Below are 17,421 nucleotides of genomic sequence, written 5' to 3'. Positions count from 1 at the left end.
AGTTAGGGCAGCTCAAAAAATAAAGGGAGGTAGGCCCCTTGATAGACGTTAATAATTTTGAAAGCATGCAAATCGGTTTGGCTTCTTCTGATAAAATCCGCAGTTGGTCTTATGGAGAAGTTAAAAAACCTGAAACTATCAACTATCGTACGCTAAAACCTGAACGTGATGGTTTATTCTGTGAACGCATTTTTGGCCCATCAAAAGACTGGGAATGTGCTTGTGGGAAGTACAAACGTATTCGTTATAAAGGAATCGTTTGTGATCGTTGCGGCGTTGAAGTTACTCGTTCAAAAGTACGTCGCGAACGTATGGGTCACATTGAATTAGCAGCACCAGTAACACACATTTGGTACTTTAAAGGTATTCCGAGCCGTATGGGTCTTGTATTGGATATGAGTCCTCGTGCGTTAGAAGAAATCATTTATTTTGCTTCTTATGTAGTTATTGAACCAGGTAACACAACGCTTGAAAAGAAACAATTGTTAACAGAAAGAGAATATCGTGAAAAACGTGCGCAATACGGAAATGAATTCAAAGCCGGTATGGGTGCTGAAGCGATTAAACAATTGTTGGACGATGTAGAATTAGGTAAAGAAGTTGAAGAGTTAAAAGAAGAGTTAACTACTGCAACTGGTCAAAAACGAACTCGTGCGATCCGCCGTTTAGATATTTTGGAAGCATTCCATTTATCTGGCAACCACCCAACTTGGATGGTAATGGACGTAGTTCCGGTTATCCCGCCAGAAATCCGCCCAATGGTTCAATTAGAAGGCGGACGTTTTGCAACAAGTGACTTGAATGACTTATACCGTCGCGTAATCAACCGTAACAACCGTTTGAAACGTTTATTGGACTTGAATGCACCAAACATCATTGTTCAAAATGAAAAACGTATGTTGCAAGAAGCAGTAGATGCATTGATCGATAATGGTCGTCGCGGCCGTCCAGTTACTGGACCAGGTAACCGTCCATTAAAATCTCTTTCTCACATGTTGAAAGGGAAACAAGGTCGTTTCCGTCAAAACTTGCTGGGTAAACGTGTTGACTACTCTGGCCGTTCCGTTATCGTAGTAGGACCGACATTGAAAATGTACCAATGTGGTTTACCGAAAGAAATGGCTGTTGAACTATTCAAGCCGTTTGTAATGAGAGAATTAGTTGAACGTGGTATTGCGAACAACATCAAAAATGCGAAAAGAAAAATCGAACGTTTAGACGAAGATATCTGGGACGTTTTAGAAGAAGTTATTCGTGAACACCCAGTTCTATTGAACCGCGCACCAACATTGCACAGATTAGGTATCCAAGCTTTTGAGCCTATCTTAGTAGAAGGAAAAGCGATTCGTCTGCACCCATTAGTGTGTGAAGCTTACAATGCCGATTTTGATGGTGACCAAATGGCGGTCCACGTACCGTTAAGCGACGCTGCTCAAGCTGAAGCACGTATTTTGATGTTAGGTGCACAAAATATCTTGAACCCTAAAGATGGTAAACCAGTTGTTACACCATCTCAAGATATGGTTTTAGGTAACTACTACCTGACAATGGAAGAAGCTGGACGTGAAGGCGAAGGAATGGTATTCAGCAGTATTGAAGAAGCTGAATTAGCTTACCAACAAGGATACGTTCATTTGCACTCTAGAGTAGGGATCCAAGTTTCAGATATCCGAAACAAACCATTTACTGAATGGCAAAAGGATAAAGTCTTGATCACTACTGTTGGGAAATTGATTTTCAACCAAATCATGCCTACAGAATTCCCTTACTTGAATGAACCGACACAAGTCAACTTGGAAGTTAAAACTCCAGACAGCTACTTTGTTGAATATGGAACAAACATTCCAGAACACATTGCTAAACAAAGTTTAGTAAAACCATTCAAAAAGAAAAACTTAGGAAATATCATTGCAGAAGTCTTCAAACGTTTCAAAGTTGCTGAAACTTCAAAAATGTTGGACAGAATGAAAAACTTAGGTTACAAACATTCTACAAAATCTGGTATCACAGTAGGGATCGCAGATATTGCTGTCTTGAAAGAAAAAGAACAGATCTTGGAAGATGCGCATAAACAAGTTGAAAAAGTTACAAAACAATTCCGTCGTGGTTTGATTACAGATGAAGAACGTTATTCAAATGTTATCGACATTTGGAATGCTGCTAAAGACACGATTCAAGAAAAACTGATGGAAGTATTGGATGACAGAAACTCTATCTTTATGATGAGTGACTCTGGTGCCCGTGGTAACATCTCAAACTTTACTCAGTTAGCTGGTATGCGTGGATTGATGGCTGCTCCGAACGGACAAATCATGGAATTGCCGATCACTTCGAACTTCCGTGAAGGTCTAAGTGTTATGGAAATGTTTATCTCTACCCATGGGGCTCGTAAAGGTATGACCGATACAGCCTTGAAGACAGCCGATTCAGGTTACTTGACTCGTCGTTTGGTTGACGTAGCACAAGATGTTATTATCCGTGAAACAGATTGTCATACAGACCGTGGTTTAGTAGTTCATGCTATCAAGAACGGTAATGAAATTATCGAAACTCTTGAAGAACGTCTATTAGGTCGTTATACGAACAAATCGGTTATCCATCCAGAAACTGGCGAAGTTATCATGGAGAAAAACCAATTGATTACAGAACCATTGTCTAAAACGATTATTGACGCAGGTATTAAAGAAGTTACTATCCGCTCTGCATTTACATGTAATACTCCTCATGGTGTATGTAAATACTGTTATGGACGTAACTTGGCTACTGGTAGCGAAGTTGAAGTTGGGGAAGCAGTTGGAACAATTGCCGCTCAATCAATCGGAGAACCAGGTACTCAATTAACCATGCGTACGTTCCATACAGGTGGGGTTGCCGGAGACGATATTACTCAAGGTCTTCCTCGTATCCAAGAAATTTTTGAAGCTCGTCATCCGAAAGGTCGCGCAACGATCACTGAAGTTACTGGTGAAGTTGTTTCGATTGAAGATAAACAAGCTGAACGTATTAAAGAAGTTACCATCAAAGGTGCTACAGATACACGTAGCTACACTGTTCCTTACACTTCTCGTATGCTAGTAGAAGAAGGGGACTTGATTCACCGTGGAGAAGCATTGATTCAAGGTTCTATTGATCCTAAAGAATTGATCGATATCAGCGATGTATTAACCGTTGAAAACTATATGTTGGGTGAAGTTCAAAAAGTATACCGTATGCAAGGGGTAGAAATCGGAGACAAACATATTGAGGTAATGGTTCGTCAAATGTTGCGTAAAGTACGTATCCTTGACCCAGGTAATACAGATTTATTACCAGGTTCTAAGATCGACATCCATGAATTTACTCAAAAGAACAAAGAAGTTCTTATGTCTGGTGGATTACCTGCTACAAGTCGCCCAGTATTGCTTGGAATCACTAAAGCATCACTTGAAACGAATAGTTTCTTGTCTGCTGCTTCCTTCCAAGAAACTACTCGTGTCTTGACGGATGCTGCTATCCGCGGTAAACGTGATAACTTACTAGGATTGAAAGAAAATGTTATCATCGGTAAAATCATTCCAGCTGGTACAGGAATGCGCAAATACCGTAAAATGGATCCAAAAGGAATTGGCGTCGTAAGCGAAAATGTTTACAGCATCAATGACCAAATGGAGAGCGAAGAGTAAGGCGTTCAGCTCATCGAATATAAGAAAACCCACATCAGTTAGGTGCTTTTCCTAACAGATGCGGGTTGGCTTATAGGCGTATGAGCTGCCTTATGCAGCGCGTCTATGGAGAGTGTAGAGTAAGGCGTTCAGCTCATCGAATATAAACCAACAACCGACAGATGGATATTTTTTCTATCCGTCGGTTGTTGTTTTTTTGCGCATTTTTTAGGTGATTAGGAATTTAGAGATAGCGTCCATCGGGTTGAAGCAGGCAGCCAAAATGTGTATCAGTTTAGACCGTTTAGCATTTATGTTATTTTGAATATAGAATGAAATCTAATAGGAGGCGAATCTATTTGACAACAAGACAATCATTACCAGAAATTCAAACCAATCTGTTTATTGACGGACAGTGGGTAGAAGGCTCAATGGATAAAAAAGCTGTTATCAACCCTGCGACAGGAGAAGAATTAGTACGTGTTTCGCAAGGTGGAAAAGAAGAAACGAATCAAGCTGTCGAAGCAGCTAAAAAGGCTTTTCCGATATGGTCCGGTATGGAACTGAAGGAACGAGTAGCTATTTTACACAAGGTTGCTGATTTAATTGAAGAAAATGCAGATCGCTTGGCTTTAATTATGACGTTAGAACAAGGGAAACCGTTAAAAGAAGCAAAAGGTGAAATCAAAACAGATGTTGAAAATATGCATTGGAATGCGGAAGAAGCAAGACGTGTGTATGGAGAAACTATCCCAGCACCAAATAATCACAAGTTTGAAGTGAAAAAACAACCAGTAGGAGTAATAGGTGCCATTACTCCTTGGAATTTCCCGTCCAATATGATTGTGCGTAAAATATCTCCAGCAATTTCAGCGGGGTGTACTGTTGTACTGAAACCAGCAGGAAATACGCCGTTATCCGCTATTGCCATTTTTGAACTATTTGAAAAAGCCGGTTTACCGAAGGGTGTTGCCAACTTAGTAATGGGTTCAGCGAGTGAGATCGGTGAAGCATTTGCTGAAAGCAGTGATGTACGCAAATTAACGTTTACGGGTTCAACCAAAGTAGGGCAATTGTTGTATAAGCAATCAGGACAAACGCTGAAGAAGATTTCGTTGGAACTGGGTGGACATGCGCCTTTTATCGTCTTTAAAGATGCGCCTATTCAACAAACCATTGATGCCCTCGTAGCAATGAAGTTTAGAAATAACGGTCAAGCTTGTACGGCGCCTAATCGTATTTTCGTAGAAGAGCCTATCAAAAAAGAATTTACCGAAAAACTCGTTAAAGCAGTAGAAAAAGTAACAGTGGGTAACGGACAAGATGATGTAATGGTAGGTCCGCTGATCAATGAAGAAGCACGGGAAACTATTGATGGCCAAATCGCAGATGCTAAAGATAAAGGCGCTGAGGTTTTAATCGGTGGCGGAAGACTGGTTGAAGGGGAATATAAAGATGGATTTTTCTATCAACCAACTGTTATAGATAGAATAACGACTGACATGGATATCTTTTATGAAGAAACATTTGGACCAGTCATTCCAGTGATTTCATTTGATAATGAAGATAAAGTGATTGCATTAGCAAATGATTCTCATTTTGGTTTAGCTTCATATGTGTTTACGAAGGATTTACGCTTAGCGGAAAAAGTGAGTACTGAGTTGGAATATGGTTTAGTAGGCATAAATAATACAGGTGTCTCTCAATCAGAAGCGCCATTTGGCGGGGTAAAATATTCTGGTTTAGGTCGTGAAAACGGGAAATATGGAATTGAAGAATTTCAAGAAGTGAAATTTGTACACACCACTTACTTTACAGAAAACTAAATACCAATGTTTTTTAAGCTGTAGACAGTCGTGTGTCTCAACTGATTGCTCCTTAAATAATAGAAAGAGTACGGCTTTATCACAAACAGAACAGTGGTAAAGCCGTACTCTTTCTATTATACCGTTTCGCATCGTTAAAAAAGGAAATACGAATTTAAATAGGTAAAAAACAAAGGGCTGATGAGGCAACTTATATATGCTCCCAGAAAAATAAAGGGAGCAAAAGGGATTGGGTGGTTTCGGTTGTGCTTTTTAATGAAACGCATTGGTAAATAGAAAGTACATGCTATACTGCAAGCCAACAATAATGCTAGCGCGGTGGTTTGATAGCCTAAAAGAAATCCAAGAATTCCGTAGTACTTTACATCTCCACCACCAATGCCGTATGGAAAGATAAGGAAAAATAAGTAGAAAACAGAAAAAAAGCCTATGCCGCATATTAAATAAGAAAAAAAAATATCTGGACGGGCAAATAATTGATACAAAAAAACGAATATAAAAAACAGCAACATGATTTTGTCTGGGAGGATTTGGGTGGTTAAATCAGAAATGGAAAAAACTATTCCAAAAGAAAGCACTAAAAACAAATTGGTGAACGTTGGCCAATTAGGCTGCGCCCAAAGAAAACCAATCACCAGCAAACAAGCCGTAGTGAGTTCCACTAAAGGGTAGAGTAAAGCTATTGGATGGTTGCAGTGACGGCACTTTCCTTTTTGAAACAAAATCGAAAAGAGTGGAACGAGTTCTTTTGAAGATAAGATATGGTGACAATAGGGACAACGGGATCTCGAACAGACAAAAGGTTGGTTAATAGGGGTCCTAAGACCGACAACTGTTAAAAAAGACCCCCAAATAAGACCGTAAATCATTAAGGGAAGAATAGTTAACAAGGGCATGAGCAATCTACCTTTCCAATTTCATTAGTTTCTATACTATACGCAAGAAAAAGTAAGTTCTGTTGAAAAGAAAAAAACAAAAAAAACGATTTTTTATTGACAGATTTTTTTTTACATGGTATTATTCATAAGGTGCTTTTGTACGCAGATTCCTGTAAATCAGTCGTTCTGACTGTTGCAAAGGCGTATAACCTCCATACCCAGAAGTTGCATGCTATGCAGCAATATTTTTTTAAAAATAAAAGAAACACCTGGATGTGTGGGATTAGATATTTAATAACCGGAAGGGAGGAAACAAAAAATGCCAACAATTAACCAATTGGTTCGTAAATCTCGTAAATCAAAAATCGAAAAATCTGAGTCTCCTGCTTTAAACAAAGGGTACAATAGTAAACAGAAAAAACAAACTATTGTAAATTCTCCACAAAAACGTGGTGTATGTACTCGTGTAGGTACTATGACTCCTAAAAAACCTAACTCTGCTTTACGTAAATATGCTCGTGTTCGTTTGTCTAACTTGATCGAAGTTACAGCATATATCCCGGGTGAAGGTCACAACTTACAAGAACATAGTGTTGTTCTTCTTCGTGGAGGCCGTGTGAAAGATTTACCAGGGGTACGTTACCACATCGTTCGTGGTGCTTTAGATACAGCAGGTGTTACTGATCGTAAACAAAGCCGTTCTAAATACGGTACTAAAAAGCCTAAATAAAAATTCTGATAAATATAAAATAGTCGAAAGGAGGAATTTAAATGCCTCGTAAAGGTCCTGTCGCAAAACGTGACGTGTTACCAGATCCAATTTACAATTCAAAATTAGTTACTCGTTTAATCAACCGTTTGATGGTTGATGGAAAACGTGGTAAAGCAGCAACTATTCTTTATAACGCATTTGATTCAATCAAAGAACAAACTGGAAATGATCCAATGGAAGTCTTTGAAGAAGCAATGAAAAATATCATGCCAGTTCTTGAAGTTAAAGCTCGCCGTGTTGGGGGTTCTAACTACCAAGTGCCAATCGAAGTTCGTCCAGAACGTCGTTCAGCGCTTGCTCTACGTTGGTTAGTAAGCTACTCTCGTTTACGCGGAGAAGATACTATGGATCTTCGTTTAGCTCGTGAAATCATGGATGCTGCTAACAACACTGGTTCAGCAGTTAAAAAACGTGAAGATACACATAAAATGGCAGAAGCGAATAAAGCATTCGCTCATTACCGTTGGTAAGATTCTGCTTTCTATATTCCAACGCTGGGATTTAGCAGCGTTGGAATATAATAGTTTTTAAAATTTACAAAAAAGAGGTGTATATTCAAGATGGCAAAAAGAGAATTTTCTTTAGAAAAAACTCGTAATATCGGAATCATGGCTCATATCGATGCTGGTAAAACAACAACGACTGAACGTATCCTTTATTACACTGGACGTATCCACAAAATTGGTGAAACTCATGAGGGAGCTTCACAAATGGACTGGATGGAACAGGAACAAGAACGTGGTATCACTATCACTTCTGCCGCAACAACAGCAGCTTGGGAGGGTCACCGTGTTAATATCATTGATACACCTGGACACGTGGACTTCACTGTTGAAGTTGAACGTTCATTACGTGTATTAGATGGTGCTGTTGCATTGCTAGATGCTCAATCAGGTGTTGAACCTCAAACTGAAACAGTTTGGCGTCAAGCAACAACTTACGGTGTTCCACGTATTGTATTTGTAAACAAAATGGATAAAACTGGAGCAGACTTCTTATATTCTGTAGGTACAATCCATGATCGTTTACAAGCCAATGCACATCCTATTCAATTGCCAATCGGAGCTGAAGATAACTTTACTGGTATTATCGATTTAGTAGAAATGAAAGCCTTCAATTATGCAAATGATTTAGGAACTGAAATTGAAGAAATCGAAATTCCTGAAGATAAAAAAGATGAAGCTGACGAATGGCGTACAAAATTGTTAGAAGCACTTGCTGAAACAGATGAAGAATTCATGATGAAATATCTTGAAGGTGAAGAATTCTCTGTAGAAGAAATCAAATCAGCTATCCGTAAAGCAACAGTTAAAGTAGAATTCTACCCTGTTCTTTGTGGAACGGCCTTTAAAAATAAAGGGGTTCAATTATTATTGAACGCTGTTATTGATTACCTTCCATCACCACTTGATGTTCCTCCAATCGAAGGACACTCAGTAGATGATCCAGATACAGTAATTGAACACCATGCTGATGACAACGAACCATTTGCTGCTCTTGCATTTAAAGTAGCAACTGACCCTTATGTTGGTCGTTTGACATTCTTCCGTGTTTACTCTGGTACTTTACAATCAGGTTCATACGTTATGAACGCTACAAAAGGTAAACGTGAACGTGTAGGTCGTATCTTACAAATGCACGCGAACTCACGTAGCGAGATTCCTGAAGTATTTTCTGGAGATATCGCTGCTGCAGTTGGGTTGAAAGACACAACTACAGGAGATACTTTATCAGATGAAAAAGAACAAGTTATTTTAGAGTCTATGGACTTCCCAGAACCAGTTATCCAAGTTGCTATTGAACCAAAATCAAAAGCAGACCAAGATAAAATGGGTGTCGCTCTTCAAAAATTAGCTGAAGAAGATCCAACATTCCGTGCTGAAACTGACCACGAAACTGGCGAAACTATTATCGCCGGTATGGGTGAGTTGCACTTAGACATCATCGTTGACCGTATGAGACGTGAATTTAACGTTGAAGCAACTGTAGGAGCTCCTCAAGTTTCTTACCGTGAAACATTTACTAAAGCTACTGAAGCTGAAGGTAAATTTGTACGTCAATCAGGTGGTAAAGGTCAATACGGACATGTTTGGGTTGAATTCTCACCTAATGAAGAAGGTGGCGGATTTGAATTTGAAGATGCTATCGTTGGGGGATCTGTTCCACGTGAATACATTCCTGCAGTTAAAGCTGGTTTAGAGTCTTCTCTAGAAGGCGGAGTTCTTGCTGGATATCCATTGGTGGATGTTAAAGCGAAACTTTACGATGGATCTTATCATGATGTTGACTCGAATGAAACGGCCTTTAAAGTTGCTGCTTCACTAGCATTGAAAAATGCTGCGAAAAAAGCCGGCCCTGTTATCTTAGAGCCAATGATGGAAGTTGATGTTACAATTCCAGAAGATTACCTAGGTGATGTAATGGGACACATCAGTGCTCGTCGTGGACGCATCGAAGGAAGCGAAGTACGTGGAAACACTACTATCGTTAAAGGAATCGTTCCTCTTTCTGAAATGTTCGGATACGCTACAGCATTGCGTTCATCAACACAAGGTCGCGGTACTTTTACAATGCAATTTGATCATTATGAAGCTGTACCAAAATCTATCTCTGAAGAAATCATCAAGAAAAATGGTGTTTCAGCTGACTAATCATTGATTTCAGCCGAAAACTGTTAAGTATTGCTTTTCTTTCAAAAAATCGTTATAATTTTTACTAAAGAATTGGGTTAGTCTGTTGTTGGTCTAAGTGTCACCACTGGGCCAATATAGACGACTTGATTCAAAAAATAGCAACTCAATTATGAGGAGGAAATTAACAAAATGGCAAAAGAAAAATTCGAACGTACAAAACCACATGCTAATATTGGTACAATTGGACACGTTGACCACGGTAAAACAACTTTAACTGCTGCAATTACTACAGTTTTAGCTAAAAAAGGTTTTGCAAGTACTGCAACTGACTACGCTTCAATCGATGGAGCTCCAGAAGAACGCGAACGTGGAATCACAATCAACACTTCTCACGTTGAATATGAAACTGCAGCTCGTCACTATGCTCACGTTGACTGCCCAGGTCACGCGGACTACGTTAAAAACATGATCACTGGTGCTGCTCAAATGGATGGAGCTATCTTAGTAGTTTCTGCTGCTGATGGCCCAATGCCACAAACTCGCGAACACATCCTATTGTCTCGCCAAGTTGGTGTTCCATACATCGTTGTTTTCTTAAACAAAGTTGATATGGTTGATGACGAAGAATTATTAGAATTAGTTGAAATGGAAGTTCGTGACTTATTATCAGAATACGAATTCCCAGGTGATGACACTCCAGTTATCGCTGGTTCAGCTCTTAAAGCTCTTGAAGGCGTAGCTGAATACGAAGATAAAATCATGGAATTGATGGATGCTGTTGACTCTTACATTCCAAACCCAGAACGCGACACTGACAAACCATTCATGATGCCAGTTGAGGACGTATTCTCAATCACTGGACGTGGTACTGTTGCTACAGGCCGTGTTGAAGCTGGACAAGTTAAAGTCGGAGACGAAGTTGAAATCATCGGTTTACACGATACAGTTAAATCAACTGTTACTGGTGTTGAAATGTTCCGTAAATTATTGGATTACGCTGAAGCTGGAGATAACATCGGTGCTTTATTACGTGGGGTTTCTCGTGAAGACATCCAACGTGGTCAAGTATTAGCTAAACCAGGTTCAATTACTCCACACACAAAATTTACAGGCGAAGTTTATATCTTATCTAAAGAAGAAGGTGGACGTCACACTCCATTCTTCGGTAACTACCGCCCACAATTTTACTTCCGTACAACTGACGTAACTGGTGTTATCGAGTTGCCAGAAGGTACTGAAATGGTTATGCCTGGAGATAACGTTACAATCAACGTTGAATTAATCGCTCCTATCGCTTTAGACCAAGGTACTAAATTCACTATCCGTGAAGGTGGACGTACTGTTGGAGCTGGCGTTGTTGCTTCAATCGAAGCTTAATCAACCTAGTTTAAACTTTAATTAAAACCTTTAAAGAAGCTTTCCTTTCATTAGGAAGGCTTCTTTTTTGCTTCTACCACTATTATGGCTCTTCATCTTCTAACGTTGGTAAAGAAATTTCCTCCGGCCTATGGGGTTGCTTATGGAAAGCCATGGGAACGCCTTGGTGCTGAAAACTACATCTCAAGGCTTGCAAGCGTTGCTGAAGCCGTTGGAGCGATAGCGACGTACGGATATAGTATGCGTAGCGTAGCGGAGAACAAACTTAGCGTAACGGCTAAAGCCTAACGCTAAGTAATTGCCATGATTGTTGCTGCTTCAGCAGCTTACAAGCATGGTACACTTGGGCGTACGCCCACAGTGTTTCCTTTTTTTGCGTCCTTTCCATGGCTATAAGCAACCCCATATTCCTCCAGAAATTTCTAAAACTGAGTTTCTAATAGAGTTAGAATTAAAAAGAAGTGTATTTTCTACTCACCAACGTTAAATATTGTAGAACAACTATTATAGGAGAACGCGTCAGTTCTAAAAGTTGTTTGATGAATTAAAAATTACTCGTTTGCAAAAGTGAGAGTAAAAGAAGTTTCTTTTCAAAAGAGAAACTTCTTTATTTGTTTATATGAAAAAATAGCCATTTCTTTCATTCTTGTGATACACTAAATAACAAATTCAAGTGGGGTGAGAATTATGGGAAAAGAAGTATCGATCGATTGGAACAATTTAGGGTTTAATTATATTAAAACGGACTTGCGCTACTTGTCCTATTGGAAAGATGGCAGTTGGGACGAAGGAACGCTTACCGAAGACAATCAAGTACATATTAGTGAGGGCTCGACAGCACTCCATTATGGGCAAGCTTGTTTTGAAGGATTAAAAGCTTACCGAACAAAAGATGGGGATATTAATTTGTTCAGACCAGATCAAAATGCAGAACGTATGCAACGAAGCTGTCGCCGTTTGTTAATGCCTGAAGTTTCAACAGAGATTTTTATAGATGCTGTAAAACAAGTGGTGAAGGCAAACGAGCATTTCTTGCCGCCGTATGGCACAGGAGGAACCTTGTATCTTCGCCCTTATATCATTGGTGTGGGAGACAATATAGGAGTGAAGCCGGCTGCAGAGTATATTTTTTCTGTTTTTTGTATGCCGGTTGGTCCGTATTTCAAAGGCGGGCTTACACCGACAAACTTTTTAGTTTCTCAATACGATAGAGCCGCAGGACGAGGTACAGGCGCAGCGAAAGTCGGCGGAAATTATGCCGGAAGTCTGCTTCCTGGAGCAGAAGCCCATAAACGAGCATTTAGTGATGCGATTTATTTAGATCCTATTACGCATACAAAAATAGAAGAAGTTGGGGCCGCTAATTTCTTTGGTATTACAAAAGACGATAAATTCATCACACCTGAATCTCCGTCTATTTTGCCTAGCATTACAAAATATTCCTTGCTTTATCTAGCTGAGAAACGTTTAGGATTAGAAGTTGTCCAAGGCGATGTCTACATTGATCAGTTGGATCAGTTTAAAGAAGCAGGAGCTTGTGGTACAGCAGCTGTGATTTCTCCGATCGGCGGAATTCAAAATGGGGATGACTTCCATGTTTTCTATAGTGAAACAGAAGTTGGACCGGTAACGAAAAAATTGTATGACGAACTGATCGGGATTCAATTTGGCGATGTAGCAGCTCCTGAAAATTGGATAGTGAAAGTCTGAGAGAAGCAGAAACAAAACAGTGGATAAAAAAATTTAAAAAAGAAGTTTTACTAGACAAATAATTTGAACTAAGCTACTATCTTAATCATTGCAGATGATAAGAAGTAGCTTTTTTCATCATTTAGAAGACTGATAATGGACAAGATCAATCTCGCAAATGGTAAAACCGTTAATAGTGGATGAAATGTGAAGAAAAAAGCCGACTTATTTTCAAAAAAGTTGAAAAAACCGCGAAAAACACTTGATTTGATAATGTATATTGGTTATACTATTTAAGGTGCTGATTTAAAAGAGAGAAGCACAGACCCCGATTTCATTTGGAATCGATGGCTAAGAAACGGGAGGTTGCGATACACCCGGCCGCTTTGCCACGGCGAGTGTGTCGGAAATTTTCGTGGAGCAATGTCTACTTTATAAGAATAGGCGAAGGAGGGAAAATTATGGCAAAACAAAAAATCCGTATCCGTTTGAAAGCATACGAACACCGTATCTTGGATCAATCAGCGGACAAAATTGTAGAAACAGCAAAGAGAACTGGTGCTAGCGTGTCTGGTCCAATTCCATTACCAACTGAGAGAAGTGTGTACACTGTGATTCGTGCGACTCACAAATACAAAGACTCTCGTGAACAATTTGAAATGCGCACTCACAAACGTGTGATTGATATTGTTAACCCAACACCAAAAACTGTTGATGCTTTAACAAAATTAGATCTACCATCAGGCGTAGATATCGAAATTAAATTATAATCAAACTAAAAAAATAATGGAGGTGTACTCATGACCAAAGGAATCTTAGGAAAAAAAGTAGGAATGACACAAGTCTTTACTGAAGCTGGGGAATTAATTCCTGTAACAGTAATCGAAGCTACTCCAAACGTTGTTTTACAACTTAAAACAATGGAAAACGATGGCTACGAAGCAGTTCAACTTGGTTACCAAGACAAACGTGAAGTATTGTCTAACAAACCTGCTAAAGGTCATGTAGCAAAAGCAAATGCTACTCCTAAGCGCTTCATTCGTGAATTTGACGGTGTTGAGCTAGGGGAATACGAAGTAGGAAAAGAAATTAAAGTTGATATGTTCGCAGCTGGAGACATCGTTGATGTCACGGGGACAACTAAAGGTAAAGGTTTCCAAGGTGTTATCAAACGCCATGGCCAATCTCGTGGACCAATGTCTCACGGATCTCGTTACCACCGTCGTCCTGGTTCAATGGGTCCCGTTGATCCTAATCGCGTATTCAAACGTAAATTATTGCCAGGTCGTATGGGCGGAAACCGCGTAACAATTCAAAATCTTGAAATCGTACGTGTTGACGTTGAAAGAAATGTTATCTTAATTAAAGGTAATGTACCTGGAGCTAAAAAATCCTTAATCCAAATTAGAACTGCTCTTAAAGCAGTTAAATAAAGATCGAAGAAAGGAGGAGCAAAGGAATGGCAAAATTAGTCTTATTTAAACAAGACGGTTCTCAAAATGGCGAAGTTACTTTAAACGATGCTGTTTTCGGAATTGAACCAAATGAAAATGTTGTTTTTGATGCAATCATCATGCAACGTGCTTCATTAAGACAAGGAACACACAAAGTAAAAAACCGTAGTGCAGTAAGAGGCGGTGGCCGTAAACCATGGAGACAAAAAGGTACTGGACGTGCTCGTCAAGGATCTATCCGTTCACCACAATGGCGTGGCGGTGGTGTAGTCTTTGGACCGACACCTCGTTCATACAGCTACAAACTTCCTAAAAAAGTTCGTCGTTTAGCAATCAGATCTGTTCTTTCTTCTAAAGTAGCTGAAGGAAACATGATCGTTGTAGATGCATTGAACTTTGATGCACCAAAAACGAAAGAATTTGCACAAGTGTTAAACAATTTAAATGTTGATACAAAAGTGTTAGTTGTTGTAGAAAACGGAAATGATTTCACAACATTATCAGCTCGTAACCTTCCAGGAGTAACAGTAGTAGCTCCAGATAACGTTACAGTTTTAGATGTTGTATCTCATAACAAATTGATCTTAACGCAAACTGCTCTAACTCAAGTAGAGGAGGCTCTTCAATAATGGAAGCACGCGAAGTTATCTTGCGCCCTATGATTACTGAAAAAGCTATGCTTGCTGAAGACAGCAAAAAATATACTTTTGAAGTAGACGTTCGCGCAAACAAAACTCATATCAAACAAGCAATTGAAGAAATCTTTGGCGTTAAAGTTAAAAACGTGAATGTTATGAACGTACGTGGAAAATTAAAACGTATGGGAAGATATTCTGGTTACACTAAAAAACGTCGTAAAGCAGTTGTTACATTAACAGCTGATTCAAAAGAAATCGAATTTTTCGAAGCTGAATAATTCAAAATATCACTTATAGGAGGGAAAACACGTGGCGATTAAAAAGTACAAACCTACCACTAACGGCCGTCGTAATATGACTGGTTCTGATTTCGCTGAAATCACTTCAACAACGCCTGAAAAGACTTTGTTAGAACCAAACAAAAGAAAAGCTGGCCGTAACAACAATGGTAAAATTACAGTACGTCACCAAGGTGGCGGGCACAAACGTAGTTACCGTATTATCGACTTCAAACGTAACAAAGACGATGTTGTCGGTATCGTAAAAACTGTTGAATATGATCCAAACCGTTCAGCAAACATTGCACTAATCCATTATGTAGATGGAATCAAAACTTACATTCTTGCACCAAAAGGAATTGAAATTGGTCAACATATTCTTTCAGGAGAAAATGCTGATATTAAAGTGGGTAATACTTTACCACTATCAAATATTCCGGTTGGTACTGTTGTTCACAACATCGAATTGAAACCTGGTAAAGGTGGACAATTGGTTCGTTCAGCAGGAACAAGCGCACAAGTTTTAGGTAAAGAAGGAAAATACGTGTTAGTTCGTTTAGGATCAGGCGAAGTTCGTCAAATCTTAGCTACTTGCCGTGCTACAATCGGTGAAGTTGGTAATGAACAACATGAATTGATCAACATTGGTAAAGCTGGACGTTCACGTTGGATGGGTAAACGCCCAACTGTTCGTGGTTCTGTAATGAACCCTAACGATCACCCACACGGTGGTGGTGAAGGTAAAGCTCCAATCGGACATGCTGGTCCATTAACTCCATGGGGTAAACCTGCTCTTGGATTGAAAACACGTAACTCTAAAGCAAGATCTAACAAACGAATCGTACGTCGTCGTAAAACAAAATAAACCAGGCAAGTTGGATAACCAATTTGCTGCATAACTGGAAGGAGGTTCAACTATGGGTCGTAGTATTAAAAAGGGACCTTTTGTCGATGAACACTTAATGAAAAAAGTACAAGCAATGGACGCTAGCGAAAAGAAATCAGTTATTAAAACTTGGTCTCGTCGTTCTACAATTTTTCCAAACTTTGTAGGTCACACAATTGCTGTATATGATGGACGGAAGCATGTCCCAGTTTTTGTACAAGAAGACATGGTCGGACACAAATTAGGTGAATTTGCGCCAACAAGAACTTACCGCGGACACACTGCGGATGACAAAAAAACGAATCGTTAATTATTGAGGGGAGGATTACTCATGTCAGAACAAATTACAGCAGCTAAATCAACTGCAAAAACTGTTCGCATTACCGCTCGTAAGGTTCGTTTAGTTGTCGATCTTATTAGAGGTAAAAGTGTTGGTGAAGCAATTTCAATTTTGAAATTCACTCCTAGAGGAGCATCACCAGTAGTAGAGAAAGTTTTAAAATCTGCTATCGCTAATGCTGAACACAATTATGATTTAGATATTGAAAACTTGGTAGTAAGCGAAGCTTATGTTAACGAAGGACCAACGATGAAACGTTTCCGTCCTCGTGCAAAAGGATCAGCTTCACCAATCATGAAACGCACAAGCCACATTACAATCGTGGTATCAGAGAAAAAGGAGGGCTAATCTGTGGGTCAAAAAATTAATCCAAAAGGTATGCGTGTAGGAATTATTCGCGGCTGGGATTCTAAATGGTATGCAGAAAAAGAATTCGGCGACTACCTACATGAAGATATTGCAATTCGTGAATACATCTTTAAAAATCTTAGTGACGCTTCAATCTCATTAGTAGAAATTGAACGTGCTGCTAATCGTGTAAACATCTCTATTCACACTGCTAAACCAGGAATGGTTATTGGTAAAGGTGGATCTGAAGTAGATGCATTACGCAAAAAATTAAACGACTTAACAGGTAAACGAGTTCACATCAACATCGTTGAAATCAAAAGACCTGATTTAGACGCTAAATTAGTCGGTGAAGGAATTGCACGTCAACTTGAAAATCGTGTAGCTTTCCGCCGTGCTCAAAAACAAGCTATCCAACGCACAATGCGTGCTGGAGCTAAAGGAATCAAAACTCAAGTTTCTGGTCGTTTGAACGGTGCAGATATGGCTCGTACTGAGATCCATTCTGAAGGAACTGTTCCATTGCACACATTACGTGCAGATATCGATTACGCTTGGGAAGAAGCAGATACTACTTATGGTAAACTAGGTGTTAAAGTTTGGATTTACCGTGGAGAAGTTCTTCCTGCTAAAAAGAATGCAGAGAAAGGAGGGAAATAAC

The 17,421-nt window shown here is 39.4% G+C and carries 16 protein-coding genes; 15 read left to right on the top strand and 1 reads right to left on the bottom strand.

What is annotated here, in order from left to right; translation table 11 throughout:
• The first annotated feature begins 38 nt into the window (after nucleotides 1–38).
• Entirely contained in the window at nucleotides 39–3,662 is a 3,624-nt protein-coding gene (rpoC, locus tag ACEN4L_RS03735) for a DNA-directed RNA polymerase subunit beta' (RefSeq protein WP_407096005.1), read from the top strand.
• A 338-nt stretch (nucleotides 3,663–4,000) separates the two neighbouring features.
• Complete coding sequence (locus ACEN4L_RS03730; RefSeq protein ID WP_407096004.1) at nucleotides 4,001–5,467, top strand: NAD-dependent succinate-semialdehyde dehydrogenase; 1,467 nt, start codon at nucleotides 4,001–4,003, stop codon at nucleotides 5,465–5,467.
• 134 nt (nucleotides 5,468–5,601) lie between these two features.
• Here ACEN4L_RS03730 and ACEN4L_RS03725 read toward each other — a convergent pair whose 3' ends face one another.
• On the bottom strand, nucleotides 5,602–6,363 hold the full coding sequence (locus ACEN4L_RS03725; protein ID WP_407096003.1) for a prepilin peptidase: 762 nt from the start codon (nucleotides 6,361–6,363) through the stop codon (nucleotides 5,602–5,604).
• A gap of 301 nt (nucleotides 6,364–6,664) precedes the next feature.
• Between ACEN4L_RS03725 and rpsL the strand changes: the two genes are divergently transcribed.
• The 13 genes from rpsL (at nucleotide 6,665) to rpsC (ending at nucleotide 17,420) form a co-directional block, all read left to right on the top strand.
• Nucleotides 6,665–7,075 (top strand): 30S ribosomal protein S12, encoded by a 411-nt coding sequence (rpsL, locus tag ACEN4L_RS03720; RefSeq protein ID WP_407096002.1) that lies wholly within the window; start codon nucleotides 6,665–6,667, stop codon nucleotides 7,073–7,075.
• Between the two features lie 41 nt (nucleotides 7,076–7,116).
• Nucleotides 7,117–7,587 carry a 30S ribosomal protein S7 gene (gene rpsG, locus ACEN4L_RS03715; RefSeq protein ID WP_407096001.1) on the top strand — a complete coding sequence of 157 codons (471 nt, stop codon included), beginning with the start codon at nucleotides 7,117–7,119 and terminating at the stop codon, nucleotides 7,585–7,587.
• A gap of 90 nt (nucleotides 7,588–7,677) precedes the next feature.
• Nucleotides 7,678–9,768 (top strand): elongation factor G, encoded by a 2,091-nt coding sequence (gene fusA, locus ACEN4L_RS03710; RefSeq protein WP_407096000.1) that lies wholly within the window; start codon nucleotides 7,678–7,680, stop codon nucleotides 9,766–9,768.
• 171 nt (nucleotides 9,769–9,939) lie between these two features.
• Nucleotides 9,940–11,127: an elongation factor Tu gene (tuf, locus tag ACEN4L_RS03705; RefSeq protein WP_407095999.1), complete on the top strand. Its 1,188-nt coding sequence runs from the start codon at nucleotides 9,940–9,942 to the stop codon at nucleotides 11,125–11,127.
• Nucleotides 11,128–11,814: 687 nt separating this feature from the next.
• Nucleotides 11,815–12,837: a branched-chain amino acid aminotransferase gene (locus ACEN4L_RS03700; RefSeq protein ID WP_407095998.1), complete on the top strand. Its 1,023-nt coding sequence runs from the start codon at nucleotides 11,815–11,817 to the stop codon at nucleotides 12,835–12,837.
• 440 nt (nucleotides 12,838–13,277) lie between these two features.
• Nucleotides 13,278–13,586 (top strand): 30S ribosomal protein S10, encoded by a 309-nt coding sequence (gene rpsJ / locus ACEN4L_RS03695; protein WP_143084253.1) that lies wholly within the window; start codon nucleotides 13,278–13,280, stop codon nucleotides 13,584–13,586.
• A 30-nt stretch (nucleotides 13,587–13,616) separates the two neighbouring features.
• On the top strand, nucleotides 13,617–14,249 hold the full coding sequence (rplC, locus tag ACEN4L_RS03690) for a 50S ribosomal protein L3 (RefSeq protein WP_407095997.1): 633 nt from the start codon (nucleotides 13,617–13,619) through the stop codon (nucleotides 14,247–14,249).
• A 26-nt stretch (nucleotides 14,250–14,275) separates the two neighbouring features.
• A complete protein-coding gene (gene rplD, locus ACEN4L_RS03685) occupies nucleotides 14,276–14,899 on the top strand; it encodes a 50S ribosomal protein L4 (RefSeq protein ID WP_407095996.1) in 624 nt (207 codons plus the stop codon).
• A complete protein-coding gene (gene rplW / locus ACEN4L_RS03680) occupies nucleotides 14,899–15,186 on the top strand; it encodes a 50S ribosomal protein L23 (protein WP_407095995.1) in 288 nt (95 codons plus the stop codon). Before rplD ends, rplW begins: the two co-directional genes overlap by 1 nt.
• A 31-nt stretch (nucleotides 15,187–15,217) precedes the next feature.
• Nucleotides 15,218–16,051: a 50S ribosomal protein L2 gene (rplB, locus tag ACEN4L_RS03675; RefSeq protein WP_407095994.1), complete on the top strand. Its 834-nt coding sequence runs from the start codon at nucleotides 15,218–15,220 to the stop codon at nucleotides 16,049–16,051.
• A gap of 52 nt (nucleotides 16,052–16,103) precedes the next feature.
• A complete protein-coding gene (gene rpsS, locus ACEN4L_RS03670) occupies nucleotides 16,104–16,382 on the top strand; it encodes a 30S ribosomal protein S19 (protein WP_079650878.1) in 279 nt (92 codons plus the stop codon).
• 21 nt (nucleotides 16,383–16,403) lie between these two features.
• On the top strand, nucleotides 16,404–16,760 hold the full coding sequence (rplV, locus tag ACEN4L_RS03665) for a 50S ribosomal protein L22 (RefSeq protein WP_204212098.1): 357 nt from the start codon (nucleotides 16,404–16,406) through the stop codon (nucleotides 16,758–16,760).
• A gap of 3 nt (nucleotides 16,761–16,763) precedes the next feature.
• On the top strand, nucleotides 16,764–17,420 hold the full coding sequence (rpsC, locus tag ACEN4L_RS03660) for a 30S ribosomal protein S3 (protein WP_407095993.1): 657 nt from the start codon (nucleotides 16,764–16,766) through the stop codon (nucleotides 17,418–17,420).
• Nucleotide 17,421 lies beyond the last annotated feature (1 nt).

The organism is Desemzia sp. FAM 23988 (genome assembly GCF_045528365.1).
Classification (GTDB): Bacteria; Bacillota; Bacilli; order Lactobacillales; family Carnobacteriaceae; genus Desemzia.
This window is presented reverse-complemented; position numbering and strand designations above follow the sequence as displayed.

What these genes read in the sequence shown, in the direction of transcription:
- rpsS (WP_079650878.1), top strand. Translation starts at nt 16,104, where the DNA reads ATGGGTCGTAGTATTAAAAAGGGACCTTTTGTCGATGAACACTTAATG.
- rplC (WP_407095997.1), top strand. Translation starts at nt 13,617, where the DNA reads ATGACCAAAGGAATCTTAGGAAAAAAAGTAGGAATGACACAAGTCTTT.
- rpsG (WP_407096001.1), top strand. Translation starts at nt 7,117, where the DNA reads ATGCCTCGTAAAGGTCCTGTCGCAAAACGTGACGTGTTACCAGATCCA.
- rpsL (WP_407096002.1), top strand. Translation starts at nt 6,665, where the DNA reads ATGCCAACAATTAACCAATTGGTTCGTAAATCTCGTAAATCAAAAATC.
- fusA (WP_407096000.1), top strand. Translation starts at nt 7,678, where the DNA reads ATGGCAAAAAGAGAATTTTCTTTAGAAAAAACTCGTAATATCGGAATC.
- rplD (WP_407095996.1), top strand. Translation starts at nt 14,276, where the DNA reads ATGGCAAAATTAGTCTTATTTAAACAAGACGGTTCTCAAAATGGCGAA.
- ACEN4L_RS03700 (WP_407095998.1), top strand. Translation starts at nt 11,815, where the DNA reads ATGGGAAAAGAAGTATCGATCGATTGGAACAATTTAGGGTTTAATTAT.
- rplW (WP_407095995.1), top strand. Translation starts at nt 14,899, where the DNA reads ATGGAAGCACGCGAAGTTATCTTGCGCCCTATGATTACTGAAAAAGCT.
- ACEN4L_RS03725 (WP_407096003.1), bottom strand. Translation starts at nt 6,363, where the DNA reads ATGCCCTTGTTAACTATTCTTCCCTTAATGATTTACGGTCTTATTTGG.
- tuf (WP_407095999.1), top strand. Translation starts at nt 9,940, where the DNA reads ATGGCAAAAGAAAAATTCGAACGTACAAAACCACATGCTAATATTGGT.
- rpsJ (WP_143084253.1), top strand. Translation starts at nt 13,278, where the DNA reads ATGGCAAAACAAAAAATCCGTATCCGTTTGAAAGCATACGAACACCGT.
- rplV (WP_204212098.1), top strand. Translation starts at nt 16,404, where the DNA reads ATGTCAGAACAAATTACAGCAGCTAAATCAACTGCAAAAACTGTTCGC.